This window comes from Pseudarthrobacter sulfonivorans, assembly GCF_024391045.1.
GTDB lineage: Bacteria > Actinomycetota > Actinomycetes > Actinomycetales > Micrococcaceae > Arthrobacter > Arthrobacter sulfonivorans_B.
Map to the genome: position 1 here is coordinate 16439 of NZ_JANFCZ010000017.1, position 16387 is coordinate 32825.

19 protein-coding genes are annotated in these 16387 nt (G+C 66.8%); 10 read left to right on the plus strand and 9 right to left on the minus strand.

Annotated elements, in window-relative coordinates; all coding sequences use genetic code 11:
- The first annotated feature begins 48 nt into the window (after positions 1–48).
- Positions 49–1452, plus strand: coding sequence for a class I adenylate-forming enzyme family protein (locus NQJ30_RS12150; protein ID WP_255770182.1), 1404 nt, complete (start codon positions 49–51; stop codon positions 1450–1452).
- Entirely contained in the window at positions 1442–2626 is a 1185-nt protein-coding gene (locus NQJ30_RS12155) for a thiolase family protein (RefSeq protein WP_255770183.1), read from the plus strand. The genes NQJ30_RS12150 and NQJ30_RS12155 overlap by 11 nt, the downstream gene beginning before the upstream one ends.
- A 31-nt stretch (positions 2627–2657) precedes the next feature.
- On the opposite strand, the gene NQJ30_RS12160 is transcribed toward NQJ30_RS12155, so the two are convergent.
- The 3 genes from NQJ30_RS12160 to NQJ30_RS12170 are packed head-to-tail and all read right to left on the minus strand — an operon-like array spanning position 2658 to position 4633.
- Entirely contained in the window at positions 2658–3281 is a 624-nt protein-coding gene (locus NQJ30_RS12160; RefSeq protein WP_255770184.1) for an energy-coupling factor transporter transmembrane component T family protein, read from the minus strand.
- A complete protein-coding gene (locus tag NQJ30_RS12165) occupies positions 3278–3994 on the minus strand; it encodes an energy-coupling factor ABC transporter ATP-binding protein (protein WP_255770185.1) in 717 nt (238 codons plus the stop codon). Before NQJ30_RS12165 ends, NQJ30_RS12160 begins: the two co-directional genes overlap by 4 nt.
- Before the next feature lie 6 nt (positions 3995–4000).
- A complete protein-coding gene (locus tag NQJ30_RS12170; protein ID WP_255770186.1) occupies positions 4001–4633 on the minus strand; it encodes a biotin transporter BioY in 633 nt (210 codons plus the stop codon).
- 271 nt (positions 4634–4904) lie between these two features.
- On the opposite strand from NQJ30_RS12170, the gene NQJ30_RS12175 reads away from it, so the two are divergent.
- Positions 4905–6503: an ABC-F family ATP-binding cassette domain-containing protein gene (locus tag NQJ30_RS12175; protein ID WP_255770187.1), complete on the plus strand. Its 1599-nt coding sequence runs from the start codon at positions 4905–4907 to the stop codon at positions 6501–6503.
- 89 nt (positions 6504–6592) lie between these two features.
- Here the strand turns inward: NQJ30_RS12175 and map are convergent, their stop codons facing one another.
- The 5 genes from map to NQJ30_RS12200 are packed head-to-tail and all read right to left on the minus strand — an operon-like array spanning position 6593 to position 9522.
- Positions 6593–7369, minus strand: a complete 777-nt coding sequence (gene map, locus NQJ30_RS12180) for a type I methionyl aminopeptidase (RefSeq protein WP_255770188.1) — start codon at positions 7367–7369, stop codon at positions 6593–6595.
- Between the two features lie 52 nt (positions 7370–7421).
- The gene (locus tag NQJ30_RS12185; protein WP_255770189.1) at positions 7422–7901 is read right to left on the minus strand and encodes a YbaK/EbsC family protein; all 480 of its coding nucleotides are present in this window, start codon (positions 7899–7901) and stop codon (positions 7422–7424) included.
- The gene (locus NQJ30_RS12190; protein ID WP_255770190.1) at positions 7901–8794 is read right to left on the minus strand and encodes an SURF1 family cytochrome oxidase biogenesis protein; all 894 of its coding nucleotides are present in this window, start codon (positions 8792–8794) and stop codon (positions 7901–7903) included. Before NQJ30_RS12190 ends, NQJ30_RS12185 begins: the two co-directional genes overlap by 1 nt.
- Positions 8795–9070: a hypothetical protein gene (locus tag NQJ30_RS12195; RefSeq protein WP_255770191.1), complete on the minus strand. Its 276-nt coding sequence runs from the start codon at positions 9068–9070 to the stop codon at positions 8795–8797.
- Positions 9067–9522 (minus strand): DUF3099 domain-containing protein, encoded by a 456-nt coding sequence (locus NQJ30_RS12200; protein ID WP_304664068.1) that lies wholly within the window; start codon positions 9520–9522, stop codon positions 9067–9069. Before NQJ30_RS12200 ends, NQJ30_RS12195 begins: the two co-directional genes overlap by 4 nt.
- A gap of 122 nt (positions 9523–9644) precedes the next feature.
- On the opposite strand from NQJ30_RS12200, the gene NQJ30_RS12205 reads away from it, so the two are divergent.
- Together NQJ30_RS12205 and NQJ30_RS12210 are read left to right on the plus strand one after the other, a co-directional pair.
- Entirely contained in the window at positions 9645–10370 is a 726-nt protein-coding gene (locus NQJ30_RS12205) for a beta-ketoacyl-ACP reductase (RefSeq protein ID WP_255770193.1), read from the plus strand.
- 141 nt (positions 10371–10511) lie between these two features.
- Positions 10512–11264 carry an SDR family oxidoreductase gene (locus tag NQJ30_RS12210; RefSeq protein ID WP_255770194.1) on the plus strand — a complete coding sequence of 251 codons (753 nt, stop codon included), beginning with the start codon at positions 10512–10514 and terminating at the stop codon, positions 11262–11264.
- A 99-nt stretch (positions 11265–11363) separates the two neighbouring features.
- Here the strand turns inward: NQJ30_RS12210 and serB are convergent, their stop codons facing one another.
- Positions 11364–12257: a phosphoserine phosphatase SerB gene (gene serB / locus NQJ30_RS12215; protein ID WP_255770195.1), complete on the minus strand. Its 894-nt coding sequence runs from the start codon at positions 12255–12257 to the stop codon at positions 11364–11366.
- A 131-nt stretch (positions 12258–12388) separates the two neighbouring features.
- Here serB and NQJ30_RS12220 point away from each other — a divergent pair, with 131 nt between their 5' ends.
- The 5 genes from NQJ30_RS12220 (at position 12389) to NQJ30_RS12240 (ending at position 16374) form a co-directional block, all read left to right on the plus strand.
- On the plus strand, positions 12389–13174 hold the full coding sequence (locus NQJ30_RS12220; protein WP_255770196.1) for an ABC transporter ATP-binding protein: 786 nt from the start codon (positions 12389–12391) through the stop codon (positions 13172–13174).
- Positions 13175–13189: 15 nt separating this feature from the next.
- Positions 13190–13975, plus strand: a complete 786-nt coding sequence (locus NQJ30_RS12225) for a sulfite exporter TauE/SafE family protein (RefSeq protein WP_255770197.1) — start codon at positions 13190–13192, stop codon at positions 13973–13975.
- Between the two features lie 7 nt (positions 13976–13982).
- Complete coding sequence (locus NQJ30_RS12230; RefSeq protein ID WP_255770198.1) at positions 13983–14807, plus strand: TrmH family RNA methyltransferase; 825 nt, start codon at positions 13983–13985, stop codon at positions 14805–14807.
- 122 nt (positions 14808–14929) lie between these two features.
- The gene (locus NQJ30_RS12235) at positions 14930–15187 is read left to right on the plus strand and encodes a type B 50S ribosomal protein L31 (RefSeq protein ID WP_024365679.1); all 258 of its coding nucleotides are present in this window, start codon (positions 14930–14932) and stop codon (positions 15185–15187) included.
- Between the two features lie 95 nt (positions 15188–15282).
- Positions 15283–16374 (plus strand): lipoate--protein ligase family protein, encoded by a 1092-nt coding sequence (locus NQJ30_RS12240; protein ID WP_255770199.1) that lies wholly within the window; start codon positions 15283–15285, stop codon positions 16372–16374.
- Positions 16375–16387: the final 13 nt, after the last annotated feature.

Below are 16387 nucleotides of genomic sequence, written 5' to 3' on the forward strand. Positions count from 1 at the left end.
AGTCCTTGCCGGAGCCGCTGAAGCGGGTGCCGCCGGTAAAGTTGGGGAATGCCTTTTCTCGACAAGATCCAGCGCTGGGCCGACGAGCGCCCCCACGACACAGCAGTCGTGGTTGCCGGCCGCCGGGTTCGCTGGGCTGAGCTTCGCGACGCCGCGGCAGCTTCCATCCCGGCCACCTCGGCCGTCACCGTCCTGGCCGAAATTAACTCCGTCGATTTTGTGGTCCGGTTCACCGCGGCACTGGCCGGCGAACGGCAGTGCGCTGTCCTCGATCCGGCCTGGCCGGAAGGACTTCGCCGCGAGATCAGGGAACGGCTCGACGCAGCGGCCCGGGCCGGTGCCGTCTCCGCGGCGGACGCACTGGCTGACGGGCAGCCGGAATCGACCTTCCTGATCGGCCTCACCTCCGGGACCACGTCCGTGCCCAAGGCCTTTACCCGGTCTCGGCAGTCCTGGCGGAAGTCCTTTGACGCCTCCATCGAATTCTTTGGCCTGCGCCAGGACGACGTGACGCTGGCCCCAGGACCCCTCGCGGCGAGCCTTAACCTGTACGCCCTGGCCGAGTGCCTGTACGCGGGCTCGGAGTTTCAAACCCTGCAGAGCTTCGACGTCGGTGACGTCCACGCCGCCATCACGCACGACGGCGTCACCCGCCTGGTGCTGGTACCCACCATGCTGAGGTTGCTCAGTGAGCGCGGCCTGGCCGGCGGCGTGGACGCCGCCGGGGTGCGGACCATCATCTGTGCCGGCTCAAAGCTCGATGCGCGGACACTTGAAGCCGCGCGCCGTTGGGCACCCAACGCCACCATCTACGAGTACTACGGCGCGTCGGAACTGAGCTTTGTGTCCGGCCTGGGGCTGCCGGCCGGGAAGTTCGACGCCGGCGGCACCGGAATTGGCCGCGCGTTCCCTGGCGTGGAGGTCAGGGTGCTGGACGACGACGGCGCCAACCTGCCGGACGGCGAGACAGGCAACATCTGCGTGCGCAGCGGCATGGTGAGCAACGGCTACCTATGGGGTGACGACGGCCAGGCCCTGCGCTCCTTCGACGGGTGGCTCACGGTGGGCGACCAGGGGTACCTTGCCGACGGTGAGCTGCACATCCTCGGCCGGCGCGCGGACATGATCCTCACCTCAGGCAAGAATGTCTACCCGCACGAGGTGGAGCTGGCTCTGGCGTCCGTCCCCGGTGTGGCAGCCGCGATTGCCGCCGGCATGCCGGACGACATCCGGGGCCAGCGGGTCGTGGCGGGCGTGGTGCCCTCGCACGGCGGCATCAGCGCCACCCAGCTGAAGGCCGGGCTCGAGGGCAGCCTGTCCCGGGATAAACGCCCGGTGCAGTACTTCTCCCTGACGGAGCTGCCCACCACGGACCGCGGGAAGATCAGCCGCAACATCCTGCTGGAGTGGATCGCTTCCCACGACACACGGGTCCGTCACCTTGACCGCTGAGCTGCTGCCCCCGGACCGGCAGCCCGTGATCGTCGCGGCCCGGCGCACCCCGGTCCGCCGGGCCAACGGGTCGCTCAAGGGCCTCCGGGCCCACCAGCTCCTCGCGCCCGTCCTGCAGCAGCTCCTCACTGACGCCAAGGTGTCCGCGGCTGAAATCTCCGACGTGGTGATCGGCAATGCCGTGGGCGGCGGGGGCAACGTTGCCAGGCTGGCCCTGCTCGAAGCCGGGCTTCCCGTCAGCGTGCCCGGCCTGACGGTTGACCGGCAGTGCGGCTCGGGCCTGGACGCGATTGTTCTCGCGGCCGGCCTGGTGGCAACGGGCGGGAACGGCGTGTACCTCGCCGGGGGAGTGGAGAGCATCAGCACCGCCCCCTTGCGGGCGTACCGGAACGACGACGGCGAACCTGAGTTCTTTGCGCGCGCCCGGTTTGTGCCCAACAGCTACGGCGACCCCGACATGGGGGTGGCTGCGGAGAACGTGGCCGCCCGCTTCGGCATCGGCCGGCCGCGGCAGGATGAGCTCGCGTTGCGCAGCCACCAGCGTGCCTTGGGCGCGGCGTCGGCGGGGCACTTCAGCGGCGAGATCACCCCGCTGGAGACACCCGACGGAACCATCAGCGCCGATGACGGCCCCCGCCGCGGCCTGAGCCCCGCGGTCCTGAAACGGTTCCCGGCCGCGTTTGTGGACGGCGGAACCGTCACCGCCGGAAACTCGTGCTTCGACGCGGACGCCGCCTCCGCCGTCGTGATGACTTCCCTGCTGCGCGCCCGGGAACTCGGCGTTCCCGACGGACTGCTGGTGCTGGCAACGGACACCGCGGGAGTGGACCCGGAACTGCTGGGCATCGGCGCGGCGGTTGCCGCCGGGCGGATGCTGGCGGCCAGGGAGCTTTCCGCCGAGAGCCTGGACCTGGTGGAGTTCAACGAGGCCTTCGCGTCCCAGACCCTGGCTTGCCTGGACCGGTTGGGCATCGATGCGGAGCGGGTGAACCTCGACGGCGGTGCGCTGGCCCTGGGCCACGCCTACGGCGCATCGGGTGCGGTGCTGGTGACCCGGCTGCTGGCCCAGGCGCGCCGCGGCGGCAACTATGGTGCGCTGGCCTTGGCCATGATCAGCATCGCCGGCGGCATGGGGACTGCCGCCCTGCTGCGCTACGAGGCCATCGCCGACTGAGCCGAGCGTAACCAGGCACAACCGGCGCCCCTCAATCCTCCGCGTCGCCCAGCCCGCGGGCCGCCAGGGCCTCGCCCGTTTGCCTGGCGTACGCCACGGTGGTGATAAAGACCGGCAGTACCAGCGCGCGCGGATTACGTTCCAGCCCGCGGGCCCGCGCCGAATCCCGGACATCCGCAAACGCGCCCGCAATGTAGGGGATGCTCCGCAGCATCACGCCGATGGTCAGGGCGAAACGCTCAGGATCGGCACCGAACCGGCGGAACGGCATCGCGAGAGACACCACGCCGTCCAGCAGCCGCTGCATGGGGGTGGTGGCCGTCAACAGGGAAGCGGCCACCACACACACCAGAATGTTCAGGACAATCCGGCCCGCGGTGGGTCCGCCCAACTGCCACCACTGGAACAGGCCGATGACCAGGAGGACCGCGAGCAGGGGCCGGACGGCGGCCAGCAGCCGGCGCGGACCCGCACCCGTCAGCAGGAAGAGCCCGCACATCACGGCCAGGACCCCGGCGGACACCAGCCAATCCACCACCAGGAACGATGCCAGGCCGCAGCCCACCACCAGGAGGAACTTCAGCGCCAGCGGGGCCCGGTGGACGACTGAATTGCCGGGAACGTAGTTGGCGAGCAGGAAACCGTGCCCTCTCATGGCGCAGCCAGCCCGCTGGCGGACAGCGCACGGTACCTGTCGACGGCAGCTGCCGGGCCGCCGTCGAACACGACGCGCCCGGCCTCAACCACCAGCACGCGGTCCATTTCGAGGGCCAGTTCGAGGTCGTGGGTGGACATGATGATCTGCTGCCCGAGGCCGGCCAGTGTGCGGCGGAGGAGTTCGCGGTTCCGGAGGTCCAGCAGGGTGGACGGCTCATCCAGGACAAGCACTGAAGGGTCCACGGCCAGGACGGCCGCCAGCGCCATCAGCTGGCGTTCGCCGCCGGACAGCTCGTAAATGCTCTGGTCTGCGAGGCCCAGCAGCCCGAACCGGGCCAGGGCGGCCTCGGCAAGCCGCCGCCGTTCAGTCCCGTTCCGGACCGAGCGGCGCAGGGACAGTTCAACATCCTCGCGCCCTGTGGGCATCACCAGCTGGGAGAGCGGATCGGTAAAGACGAACCCGACCTGCCGGCGCACGGCCCGGACTGCCCGGACGGTATCGGCGCCATCCACCGTCACAGCGCCCGACGACGGCTGGACCAGGCCGTTGAGCAGCCGAAGCAGCGTTGACTTGCCGGAACCGTTTGCTCCGATCACGCCGATGCGCCGTTCTGTCAGGTCCAGCGTGACGTCGGCCAGCAGCGTTTTGGGCGCCGGACCGGTGTCCACGGCAACGGCCACGGACACCTGCCGGAAGGAAATTGTGGCCATGGCTGCCTAGGCGCCGATCCGCTTGACCCGGCGGACCAGAAGGTCGGGGAAGGCCCGGTGCAGTGCAACGGCGATGACCGCGGCCAACACGTTCTTGATCACATCGCCGGGGTAGAAGACCAGGTCGGCGAGGAAGGCCTCTCCGAGGGTCGCCTTGGAGTTGACGGCCATCCCCAAAACACCGAGGGAGTGCACCAGGAGGATGCTGGTCACCGTGGCGGCAAGGAAGAACCACAGGGCCCGGGCCTTTGAGGTGCGCCGGATGACCACCGTGGCCAGCCAGCCGACCAGTGCGGCGGCGAGGGGGAAGGCGATGATGTACCCAGCGGACGGCCCGGCCAAGATACCCAGGCCGCTGCGGCCCTGGCTGAAGATGGGCAGGCCTGCCAGGCCCAGCAGCGTGTAAAGGCCGACGGCGGCGAACCCGCGGGCGGGGCCCAGCATGAGGCCGGTGAGCATCACCGCCAGGGTCTGGAAGGTGATGGGCACACCGAACACGTTGGCCGCGATGCCGGGGACCAGCGCGGCGCCGGCCACCAGGGCAGCGAACACGGCGATCAGGCCGAGGTCGGTGGCGTTCCAGCGGCTGCGGGCAGGGGAGGAAGCGGGGCCTGTGACGGCAGTGTCAGTCTGGCTCATGGTGGGTCCTATCAGGTGGTATACGCCGGAGCATGGGGATGATCCTGACGTTACCCGCCGCCGTCGGGAGCTATTTTGTAGGGGACCTACTAACCGGGCGCAGGAAGCCTGCATGCTGTGCACAAAGGGCGGACATGAGCGCCGCGGTTACGGGGAGAAGCCGGGGCCGGTAGACTTGGACAGGCCGTTCTGTCCGGCCATTCTGCCCGGCTGCTCCAGACACCATCCGTAGAGCTGCGGCGTTTCCCTGTTGTGAAAGGCCTTACCTGCTGTGATTACTGTCCAGGATCTTGAACTGCGCGCCGGCGCCCGGCTCCTTATGGACCAGGTGAGCTTCCGCATCGACAAGGGCGACAAGATCGGCCTGGTGGGCCGCAACGGTGCAGGTAAGACCACCCTGACCCGCGTCCTGGCCGGAGAAGGCCTGCCGGCTGCCGGCAAGGTCACCCGCACGGGGGAGATCGGCTACCTCCCGCAGGATCCACGCACGCCGGACATGGAGCAACTCGCCCGCGACCGCATCCTCGCAGCCCGGGGCCTGGACGTTGCCGTCGGCAAGCTCCGGAAGGCGCACGACGAAATGGCCAGCGAGGACCAGGAGGTCCAGCGCAAGGCCATGGGCCGTTACGACCGGCTGGAATCCGAATTCCTGGCCGCCGGCGGCTACGCAGCCGAGGCTGAAGCGGCAGCGATCTGTTCCAACCTGGCCCTGCCGGACCGGATCCTCAACCAGCCGCTGAAGACCCTTTCCGGCGGCCAGCGCCGACGCGTTGAGCTGGCCCGGATCCTGTATTCCGACGCCGAGACCATGCTGCTCGATGAGCCCACCAACCACCTCGATGCTGACTCCATCGCCTGGCTGCGCGACTTCCTCAAGAACCATCAGGGCGGCCTGATCGTGATCAGCCACGACACCGAACTGCTGGAAGCGACCGTTAACAAGGTCTTCCTGCTGGACGCCAACCGCGCACAGATCGACTTCTACAACATGGACTGGAAGCGCTACCTCACCCAGCGCGAAACCGATGAGCGGGCACGCAAGCGTGAACGCGCCAACGCCGAGAAGAAGGCCCAGGTCCTGTTCGACCAGGCCAACAAGATGCGCGCCAAGGCCACCAAGGCCGTTGCGGCGCAGAACATGGCCAAGCGGGCCGAACGACTGCTCAGCGGTCTGGAAGCCGTCCGCGAGAACGACCGCGTGGCCGCCCTCCGGTTCCCGGACCCGTCACCCTGCGGCAAGACCCCGCTTACTGCCGAAGGCCTCAGCAAGTCCTACGGTTCGCTTGAGATCTTCACGGACGTGGACCTTGCCATCGACCGCGGTTCCAAGGTGGTCATCCTGGGCCTCAATGGTGCCGGCAAAACCACCCTGCTGCGGATGCTCGCCGGCGTGGACAAGCCGGACACCGGTGACGTCATCGCCGGCCATGGCCTGAAGGTGGGCTACTACGCCCAGGAGCACGACACCTTGGACACGAACCGGACGGTGCTGGAGAACATGCGCTCCTCCGCACCGGACATGAAGGACGCGGAAGTCCGCGGCATCCTCGGCTCGTTCCTCTTCTCCGGCGACGACGTCGACAAGCCTGCAGGCGTCCTCTCCGGCGGCGAGAAGACCCGCCTGGCCCTGGCCACCATCGTCGCGTCCAGCGCCAACGTGCTGCTCCTGGACGAACCCACCAACAACCTGGACCCTGCCAGCCGCGCCGAAATCCTGGGTGCGCTCCGCAACTACAGCGGCGCCGTCGTCCTGGTCAGCCACGACGAAGGTGCGGTGGAAGCCCTCAATCCCGAGCGCGTCGTGCTGCTGCCGGACGGGGTCGAGGACCACTGGAACGAAGACTACTTGGACCTGATCACGCTGGCCTAAGCCCGGAGCCGGACTTAGGCCTGCGCAGGCGCCTGGCTGCGCGGGCGGCCTGGCTGCACGGGCGCCTGGGAGCAGCGCTTGGCGCTGTCCTAGTCGGCGGTGGGCAGCGTAAGGATTTCTGCGCCGTCGTCGGTGATGGCAATCGTGTGCTCTGTGTGGGCCGTCCGGCAGCCCGTGGCGCTTCGGAGCGTCCACCCGTCCGCATCGGTGACGAGCTCCGCGGTGTCAGCCATCACCCAGGGCTCCAGCGCGAGCAGCAGCCCCGGCCGCAGCTTAAACCCGCGGCCGGGGCGTCCGGCGTTCGGCACGTGCGGGTCCTGGTGCATGGTGGAGCCGATGCCGTGACCCCCGAACTGCGTGTTCACCGGGTACCCCGACTCGCTGAGGACAGTGCCGATGGCGTGGGAGATATCGCCGATCCGTGCCCCCGGACCGGCCGCGGCGATGCCGGCACGCAACGCGCGTTCGGTGGCACTGATCATCGCCACACTTTCCGCCGGCGTTGACTGGCCCACGATGAAACTGATGGCAGCATCCGCCGCGATGCCGGCCTTGGACACAGCCAGGTCGAGTGTGAGCAGGTCGCCGTCGGCAAGTCCGTAGTCGCGGGGGAGTCCATGGAGCACGGCGTCGTTGACGCCCGTGCAGATGTAGTGTCCGAACGGGCCCCGTCCGAACGACGGCGCGTAGTCGATGTAGCAGGACTCCGCGCCGGCTTCGAGAATCATCTCCTTGGCCCACCGGTCGATGTCCAGGAGGTTGGTGCCCACCGTGCTGCGGTGCTTCAGCGTCTGCAGGATGTCGGCGACCAATGTTCCCGTCACTTTGGCACGGTCCACTTCGGCGGGGTTCAGGATCTCAATCATGCGGCGCCTTTCTCACGCATCCACTGGCTCCCACGGCCCCGCCGGCATACACCTAGCGCACCCTGAGCTCTTGGGCTTCAGTAATGAGTTTTAGCTCATCGTAAGTGATGCTGAACATTGAATGGTGGTCTCGTGCCCCGGCCCACAGGATGGGGTGTGCGGCCAGGGATTCGTCCAGGAGGGTTCTGATTTTGGCGGGGTGGCCCACCGGCGCGACACCGCCGACCTCCTGCCCCGTGTGTTCCAGGACGAACTCCGGGCTGGCGCGGCCGATGGTTCCCGTCCCCAACCGGCCGGCAACAAGGGAGGTGTCCACCCTGGCGGCGCCACTGGCGAGAATCAGCAGCGGGCCGCCGTCGAGCGTAAACACGAGGCTGTTGGTTATGGCGGCGACATCGCACCCCAGAACGGTGGCTGCCGCGGCAGCAGTGGGGACTTTGGTGCTGAAGACCCGCACCGTGTCCTGAAGGCCAAAGGCGGTCAGTGCCCGTTGCACGTTGGCCACGGGCGCTGCCATGTTCCGGTGCGCCATTAGTATCCCTGCGCGTCCAGGAGGGCGTCTTCCTCTTCTTCGGAGGTGGCGTGTTTGCGTTTGCGGGCAACGGGTGCACGACGGCGGGCTGCCGCGGCAGCGGAGTGGACAGGACTTCCTGAATCGCGGTGCCCGTCCACATCGTCTTCCTCATCTTCGGCGTCGATGGCGGCGTTGCGGGCCTGCTGGCGGGCGGCGTAGCCAAAGCCCACAAAGACGAGCACACCGAACGCGAACCACTGCAGCGAATAGGAGAGATGCGTACCCTCCTCCGTGGCCGGCTTCGGGAACGGGACAGGCGCGTCGGCCGGGGCCGGCGATTCGGAGGCCAACTGGCCGTACGCGCCGGTGAGGATGGGGTACGGCAGCTGGCCCGCATACGTTGGCAGGTCGATCGAGGCCAGCTGTCCGGCGGGCGCGCCGCGGTCCAGTTGGGGTTCGCCGTGCTTGAGTCGGACGATCGCCGTGACAGGACCGGACGGGGGGGCCGGGACGGCGTCAGGGCTCCCCGGGTTCTTGTTGCCGATGGGCAGCCAGCCGCGGTCGATCACCACGGACTCACCGGAGTCGAGTTTGAAGGGAACAACCACCTCGTACCCAGGCTGCCCGTTCAGCGGACGGTTGCGGACCACCCGCTGGCCGTCAACGTCGTACGTGCCCTTGAGCTCCACCTGCGTCCATTCCTTGGACGGGTCCAGCCCGGAGAATTCTTCGCGGGCCTGGGCGAATGGAATGGGTGTGGCTGAGTAGTTGGTCAGGACGCGGTTGATTTCGGCGAGCGTTTCGGCGCGGCGGTCCATCTGCCACCGGCCCAGGAACACGCAGGCGGCCGCGAAGATGGCAGCCAGCAGGAGGTAACCCATCCATTTGCTGGAAAAGAGGAAGCGGTACATTCAGCCGTCCTGTCCCGCCGGCATCGGGCCGGACTCGTCATTCGGTGCCAGGACAAGGGTTTCCTTCCACAGCCCGCGGGTCTGCAGGTAGTCCTCCAGCCAGTCGCGGTGTTCTGCGCAGGCCAGCCAGATTTTGCGGCGCTCCGGGGTATGGATCTTGGGGTTGTTCCACACCAGCTGCCAGGCGGCGTCGGCGCGGCAGGCCTTCCGGGAGCACATGGCAGCTGCGGCCACCGGGGGACCCGCGGTCCCTGCGGCCAGGTCAAAAATGTTCATGAAGCGCGCCGTTCCTGTCCGTGCGTTGGTTCGTCGTCGTCATCAATGAGTTCGCCCTGAAGCACGGCGGACGGGTCTTCCTCGGGCTCGGGAGCCCAGGGGGTGCCTTCCAGCTCGGCGAGCGGTGCGTAGTCGAGCAGTGAATCACTGTGGACCTCGGCCTTGTCGCTGCCATTGGCAATCACCACAGCGATCCAGGGCAGGAACACCGCACCGGCAACCATAACCAGTTTGAACCAGCCATCCACCACAAAAATGAGGATGAGGCAGACCATGCGGATACCCATGGCAAGCGCATACTTCATCATGCGCCGGTGCATGTCTTCCGAGTGTGCCGTCGCGGCATCCGTGATGCTGTGGACCCCGGTATCGCCGGAGAACCGTTGAGGGTCTCCGGGCACGGACTGTCCAGCTTTGTTTTTAGGGCTCACGACTGTTTGATCACGCTCCAAAGGCTTGCCACCATTCTCCCACCATCGGCAGACGCGCCCAAACGGACGCTAAGATCGGAGGCAGTAAAAATCCCGCCACTCTCTACCGCGGTGCCTCCTGCCGCAGAATCCCGGAGCGTCCCATGTCTGAAGCAGCCTCCACCGCCCGCAGTGTCCTGATCACCGGAGGCAACCGCGGCATCGGCCTCGCCATCGCCCAGGCCTTCCTGGCCAACGGCGACAAGGTGGCTGTGACCTACCGGAGCGAAACGGAACTGCCGGCCGGGATCCTGGGCGTCAAAGCTGACGTCACCGACGAAGCATCCGTGGATGCTGCCTTCACCGAAGTCGAGGCAGCCCATGGACCGGTGGAGGTCCTTGTGGCGAACGCGGGCATTACCAAGGACACGCTCCTTCTTCGCATGAGCGAAGACGACTTCACCTCCGTGATTGACACCAACCTCACGGGCGCGTTCCGTGTCATCAAGCGGGCTTCCAAGGGCATGATCCGGATGCGGAAAGGCCGCGTCGTGCTGATTTCGTCCGTGTCCGGGCTCTATGGAGCCCCGGGCCAGATCAACTACTCCGCGTCGAAGGCGGGACTCGTCGGCGTCGCCCGGTCCCTGACCCGGGAACTGGGCTCGCGGGGCATCACCGCCAACGTGGTGGCCCCCGGCTTCATTAACACGGACATGACGGCCGAGCTTCCGGAAGCCACCCAGAAGGACTACCTCGCCAGCATCCCGGCCGGCCGTTTCGCCGAGGCCTCCGAGGTGGCGAACGTGGTCCGTTGGGTGGCCAGCGACGAAGCTGCCTACATCTCCGGCGCCGTCATCCCGGTTGACGGCGGCCTCGGCATGGGCCACTAGCAGCAGCCGGCCGAGGGGCCTGTGGCCGACTAGCCGGACCTGCCATCTTTGTGGGAGTCGCACAAGCGAACACCGCGCCGACGCTGGCATGATGGACTGCAGACCCCAAGCGATTTAGACGTATCGAACAAAGGAGCCCTTGTGGGACTGCTGGACAACAAGACAGCCATCGTGACCGGATCCTCTCGCGGGATCGGCGCCGAAGTGGCGAAGATCCTGGCCGGCGAGGGCGCCGCCGTCGTGGTTAACTACCGCCAGAAGGCGCCGCGCGCCAACAAAGTGGTGGCGGGCATTGAAGCTGCCGGCGGCCGCGCCGTCGCCGTGGGGGCGGACCTGACCACCGTGGAAGGTGTCCAGGCCCTGGCCAGCGCAGCCATGGAGAATTTCGGCTCGCTGGACGTGCTGGTGCTCAACGCCTCCGGCGGCATGGAGTCCGGCATGGAGGAGGACTACGCGCTCAAGCTCAACCGGGACGCGCAGGTCAACATGCTCAACGCCGCCGTACCGCTGATGAAGGAAGGGTCCCGGGTGGTCTTCGTGACCAGCCACCAGGCGCACTTCATTAACACCGTGCCCACCATGCCGTCGTACGAGCCCGTTGCCCGCAGCAAGCGTGCCGGCGAGGACGCGCTCCGTGAGCTCGTGCCGAACCTGGCTGAGAAGGGCATCTCCCTGGTGGTTGTCTCAGGCGACATGATCGAGGGCACCGTCACGGCTACCCTGCTGGACCGGGCCACGCCCGGTGCCATCGAAGCCCGCCGCGCGGAGGCCGGCAAGCTCTACTCAGTGGAGGAGTTCGCTGAGGTGGTGGCCGGCATGGCCACCGCCGACGTCGAGTCCGGCCACACCGAATATGCCGGCGGAGCAGACTACTTCGGCAAGAGCGCCGACTAGCAGCACGCCGGGGTTACCGGCTCACTCGAGATGGCACTTCGCGGCAATGTTCCACCGGAACACTGCCGCGAAGTGCCATCTCGCTGAGTTTACGGAGCCTTAGACGCCGGCGATGTGCCGCACGGCGTCCAGATAAGGCATGTTGATGGCCGAGTCCGCCACGGCCCGGACGGCCGGTTTGGCGTTGAAGGCCACCCCGATTCCGGCGGCGCCCAGCATGTCGAGGTCGTTGGCGCCGTCGCCCACCGCGATGGTGTGTTCCATGGGCACCCCTTCGGCGGCGGCCCATTCGCGCAGGTATTTCTCCTTGGCAGCCCTGTCGATAACAGCGCCGAGCACCTTGCCGGTCAGGGCGCCGTCGACGATTTCCAGTTCGTTGGCGATCCAATGGTCCAGGCCGAGCTCCTCGGCAATGGGGCGCAGGATCTGGTTGAATCCTCCGGACACCACCGCCACCGCGTGGCCTGCCGCCTTGAACGCGGCCACCAGCTCAGCCGCACCTTCACTGAGCCTGACTTCGGCCCGGACGGAATCGACGACGGCGGCAGGGAGGCCCGCGAGCACAGCGACGCGCGCGTGGAGGCTCTGCGCGAAGTCCAGTTCGCCCCGCATGGCGGCTTCCGTCACCGCAGCCACCTCCTCGCGCTTGCCTGCGTAGGCCGCCAGCAGTTCAATGACTTCCTGCTGGATCAGCGTTGAATCAACGTCCATGATCAGGAACTTCCGCGGCGCCTCCCGCAGATCCGTGGGAACGATGGCGGTGTCCAGTCCCTCGGCCGCCGTCTCCGCCACTGCCCGGCGGAGGGCGGCAATCCCGGCGGCCGTGCCGTCGGCCACCGTGAGGCCGGTGGTGTGGACCTCAAAGCGGGCATCGCCGCCCCGCAACTCCGACTCGATAGTGGCTCCATTGCCGGCCCACAGGGAGCGCAGGGTTCCGAGTCCGGAGTCGGTCAGTTTTGGGCCATAGCTGACCGCAGTTACGTTCGGAGTCATGGCTGCAATCTTAGCCAGCGCCGCGCGGACGCCCGAATTCATTGCACTGCGCGGTGTCCGCGGGTCCGCCGCTTTGACCGGGATGGTTCCGGTTATCAGTCGGCCCGGATTTTGTCCTAGTGTCTATTCTTATGAGTGATGTTCTTGAATTGGCTTCCGTCAGCGTTGTCCGAGGCAAAAAGACCCTGTTGGACAAAGTGGACTGGCAAGTCAATGAAGGCGAACGCTGGGTCATCCTGGGCCCCAACGGCGCCGGCAAGACCACTCTCTTGCAGGTAGCGGCTGCGCGCCTTCACCCCAGCAGCGGCACGGCGGGAATCCTGGACGAAACCATGGGCCGGGTGGACGTGTTCGAACTCCGTCCCCGGATTGGGCTGTCCTCCGCCGCCTTGGCCAGCCAGATTCCCGAGTCCGAGAACGTCCTGAACGTTGTGGTCACGGCCGCGTACGGCGTGACCGGCCGCTGGCGCGAGGGCTACGAGCGGCCGGACGAACGGCGCGCCTTCCGACTGCTTAACGACTGGGGCATGGGTCCGCTGCTGAACAGGACCTTCGCCACCCTTTCCGAAGGCGAACGCAAACGGGTCCAGATCGCTCGCGCCCTCATGACAGACCCCGAATTGCTCCTCCTTGATGAGCCCGGCGCCGGACTGGATCTCGGCGGCCGCGAAGAGCTTGTCCATAAGCTTGGCGAACTCGCCAGCGATGAAGGGTCTCCCGCCATGGTCCTGGTGACGCACCACCTGGAAGAAGTTCCGCCCGGATTCACGCACGCCATGCTGCTGCGCGACGGCGGCGTTGTCGCCGCTGGCCCCATCAAAGAGGTGCTCACCGACGAGCACCTCAGCAATACTTTCGGGCTGCCGCTGGACGTCACCGAAAACGCCGGCCGGTACACGGCCACCGCCCGCCGCTAAGGCGGTTCCGTTCAGGTGGAGCTTCTCAGCAGCATCCTTGTGTTTTTTGCCGGTCTGTGGGCCGGCACCATCAACGCCGTTGTCGGCTCGGGGACGCTGGTTACCTTTCCCGTCCTGATCGCGCTCGGGGTGGCCCCCGTGACAGCTTCCATCAGTAACGCCATGGGGCTGGTGGCGGGAAATGCCGCCGGCGCCTGGGGGTACCGGAAGGAACTCAAGGGCCGCGGCCCGCAGCTCCTCAGGCTGCTTCCTGCGTCCCTGCTGGGCGGCATCAGCGGCGCCTGGCTCCTCCTGCACCTCCCGGAAAAGGTGTTCTACTACGCCGCACCGGTCCTGATAGTCGTGGCCCTGCTGATGGTGGTCTTCCAGCCCCGGCTCCAGCAATGGGTGCGGTCCCGGGAGGAAAACCCGGCGCATGCCCTCAAGGACAAAAACCACGGTGTGCTGCTGATCGTGCTGGTGTACCTGGCCGGAGTCTACGGCGGCTACTTCGTAGCGGCGCAGGGCATCCTGCTGGTGGGCATCCTGGGCGTCTTTATGGCGGGCACCATCCAGAACGCCAACGCGATGAAGAACATCCTCGTCCTGGGCGTGAACATTGTGGCGGCAGCTTCCTACCTGCTCTTCGCGTTCGGGCGCATCAACTGGCCGGTGGTGGCCATCATCGCGGTCAGCTCGCTCATTGGCGGCTTCGTCGGTTCCAAGGTGGGCCGCCGCCTGTCCCCGCCGGTCCTTCGCGGCGTAATTTTCACGCTGGGCCTGGTGGCACTGGGCTTTATGATCGCCAATCTGCTGAAATAATCAGCCGGTGCCAATCCACTATCTCGAATCCGCCGCGGATCCCCGCGTGTCCGACTACACCCAGCTGACAGACGTCCACCTGCGTAAACTCCGCGAACCGGTTGAAGGCATGTACATCGCCGAATCGTCACGGGTGCTGCGCCGGGCACTGGCCGCCGGCCACCGGCCCCGGTCATTCTTCCTGGCCGAGAAGTGGCTCGCAGACCTGCAGGATGTCCTGGCCGCTTACCCGGACGTGCCGGCCTACATCGGCAGTGCGGCGCTGCTCGAAGAGATCACCGGATTCCATCTGCACCGCGGAGCCATGGCAGCGATGCAGCGGCCGGCGCCGGTGTCGCTGCCTGAACTCCTGGCGGGCGCGCGCCGGGTGGCGGTCCTGGAGGACATTGTGGACCACACCAATGTCGGGGCGATCTTCCGGTCCGCAGCTGCCCTGGATATCGATGCCGTCCTGATTTCGCCGCGCTGCGGCGATCCGCTGTACCGCCGCAGCGTCCGCGTCAGCATGGGCACCGTCTTCCAGGTTCCGTGGGCGCGGCTGGAATCCTGGCCGCAGGATATCTCCGTCCTCAAGCAGAACGGCTTCACGGTGGCCGCGCTGGAACTGACGGACGACGCCGTCGACGTCGACCACCTCGCCGCCGGCAACCCGGAACGGCTCGCCCTGGTGCTCGGCACTGAAGGTGCGGGGATGAGCGCTGAGACACTCGCCGGTGTCGACCTCGCCGTAAAGATCCCGATGCGTGCCGGAGTGGACTCGCTGAACGTGGCGGCGGCCTCGGCCGTGGCATTCTGGGAGCTCCGGCCGCGGAGTTCGCAGGGTCTGCGCTGATCAGCTATCATTAACAGCTGGCTGTCCTGCTCTTTCCGCCCCGCGGCAAGGACGCAGGTACCAGCCATCCCATTCATACCTGGCAGCTGGCAAAATCCAGTTGTGCGAACAAAGGCCCCATTATGAAGTCTGATACACACCCGAAGTACGAAGCTGTTGTTTTCAACGACCTGGCTTCCGGCGTCAAGTTCCTGACCAAGTCCACCGTGTCTTCCAAGAAGACCATCGAGTGGGAAGACGGAAACACCTACCCGGTCATCGACGTCGAAATCTCCTCCGAGTCCCACCCGTTCTACACGGGCAAGCAGCGCATCATGGACTCCGCAGGCCGCGTCGAGCGCTTCAACGCTCGCTTCAAGGGCTTCGGCGGCAAGAAGTAATTCACTTCCCCCCAAGGTTCTTTCAAAGCCCGCACCGGCAACGGTGCGGGCTTTGTTGTTTCCGGGAACCTTGGGCGTGGGGGAGGATGGAAGACATGACAGCCACACCGTTTGCCGCCGAAGACCGTCCGCGCAGCCACCATGGCGAGTACAAAGTCCCCGGCGGCAAACTTGTGGTGGTGGACTTCGACCTGGCGGACGGGCACCTCGCCGACGTCTCGCTCAGCGGTGACTTCTTCCTCGAGCCGGATGAAGCGCTGCCCGGGATCAACCGCGCCCTGACCGGACTTCGGGAAAGTACGACGGCGGAGGACCTGTCCGCGGCGGTCAGCGCCTCCTTGCCGCCGGACGCCGTCCTGTTCGGCTTTACGGCCGACGCCGTGGCGGTGACCGTCCGGCGTGCCCTGGCGCGGGCAACCTCCTGGTCGGACCACCACTGGAATGTCATCGCCCCTACGGTGTTGCCCACCCACGTCAATGTGGCCCTGGACGAGGTCCTGACCGAAGAGGTGGGGGCCGGCCGGCGAAATCCCACCCTGCGGTTCTGGGACTGGGAGGAACCGTCCGTGGTGATCGGGAGTTTCCAGTCGGTGCGCAACGAGCTGCACCCGGACGGCGTCGCCCGGCATGGCATCACCGTGGTGCGGCGGATCAGCGGCGGCGGAGCGATGTTCATGGAGGCCGGGAACTGCATCACCTATTCCCTCTACCTGCCCCAGACGCTCGTGGACGGGATCAGCTTCGCCGACTCCTACGCCTTCCTGGACGCCTGGGTGATGGCCGCGCTGGAGAAGCTCGGGATCAGCGCGTTTTACGTCCCGCTTAATGACATTGCCACCCACCAGGGCAAGATCGGCGGCGCCGCCCAGAAACGGCTGGCCAACGGCGGCATGCTGCACCACGTCACCATGAGCTACGACATCGACGCCGACAAAATGGTCGACGTGCTGCGCATTGGCAAGGAAAAACTCTCGGACAAGGGAACCCGCAGCGCCAAGAAACGGGTGGACCCGCTCCGGCGGCAGACCGGGCTGGCCCGCACCGAAATCATCGCGGCCATGATGGAGGTCTTCACCGAGCGGTACTCAGCCACCCCGTCGGAACTGTCCGATGCCGAGCTGGCCGCGGCCCACGACCGCGTCGCGGCCAAATTCAGCACCGAGGAGTGGCTGCACCGCGTCCCGTGACAGGGTGGGGGGC

Bases quoted from the DNA above. Each gene is read 5' to 3' on its own strand.
- serB (WP_255770195.1), bottom strand. From the start codon at position 12,257: ATGACTCCGAACGTAACTGCGGTCAGCTATGGCCCAAAACTGACCGAC.
- NQJ30_RS12205 (WP_255770193.1), top strand. From the start codon at position 9,645: ATGTCTGAAGCAGCCTCCACCGCCCGCAGTGTCCTGATCACCGGAGGC.
- NQJ30_RS12235 (WP_024365679.1), top strand. From the start codon at position 14,930: ATGAAGTCTGATACACACCCGAAGTACGAAGCTGTTGTTTTCAACGAC.
- NQJ30_RS12220 (WP_255770196.1), top strand. From the start codon at position 12,389: ATGAGTGATGTTCTTGAATTGGCTTCCGTCAGCGTTGTCCGAGGCAAA.
- NQJ30_RS12160 (WP_255770184.1), bottom strand. From the start codon at position 3,281: ATGAGAGGGCACGGTTTCCTGCTCGCCAACTACGTTCCCGGCAATTCA.
- NQJ30_RS12170 (WP_255770186.1), bottom strand. From the start codon at position 4,633: ATGAGCCAGACTGACACTGCCGTCACAGGCCCCGCTTCCTCCCCTGCC.
- NQJ30_RS12195 (WP_255770191.1), bottom strand. From the start codon at position 9,070: ATGAACATTTTTGACCTGGCCGCAGGGACCGCGGGTCCCCCGGTGGCC.
- NQJ30_RS12150 (WP_255770182.1), top strand. From the start codon at position 49: ATGCCTTTTCTCGACAAGATCCAGCGCTGGGCCGACGAGCGCCCCCAC.
- NQJ30_RS12185 (WP_255770189.1), bottom strand. From the start codon at position 7,901: ATGGCGCACCGGAACATGGCAGCGCCCGTGGCCAACGTGCAACGGGCA.
- NQJ30_RS12240 (WP_255770199.1), top strand. From the start codon at position 15,283: ATGACAGCCACACCGTTTGCCGCCGAAGACCGTCCGCGCAGCCACCAT.
- map (WP_255770188.1), bottom strand. From the start codon at position 7,369: ATGATTGAGATCCTGAACCCCGCCGAAGTGGACCGTGCCAAAGTGACG.
- NQJ30_RS12165 (WP_255770185.1), bottom strand. From the start codon at position 3,994: ATGGCCACAATTTCCTTCCGGCAGGTGTCCGTGGCCGTTGCCGTGGAC.
- NQJ30_RS12190 (WP_255770190.1), bottom strand. From the start codon at position 8,794: ATGTACCGCTTCCTCTTTTCCAGCAAATGGATGGGTTACCTCCTGCTG.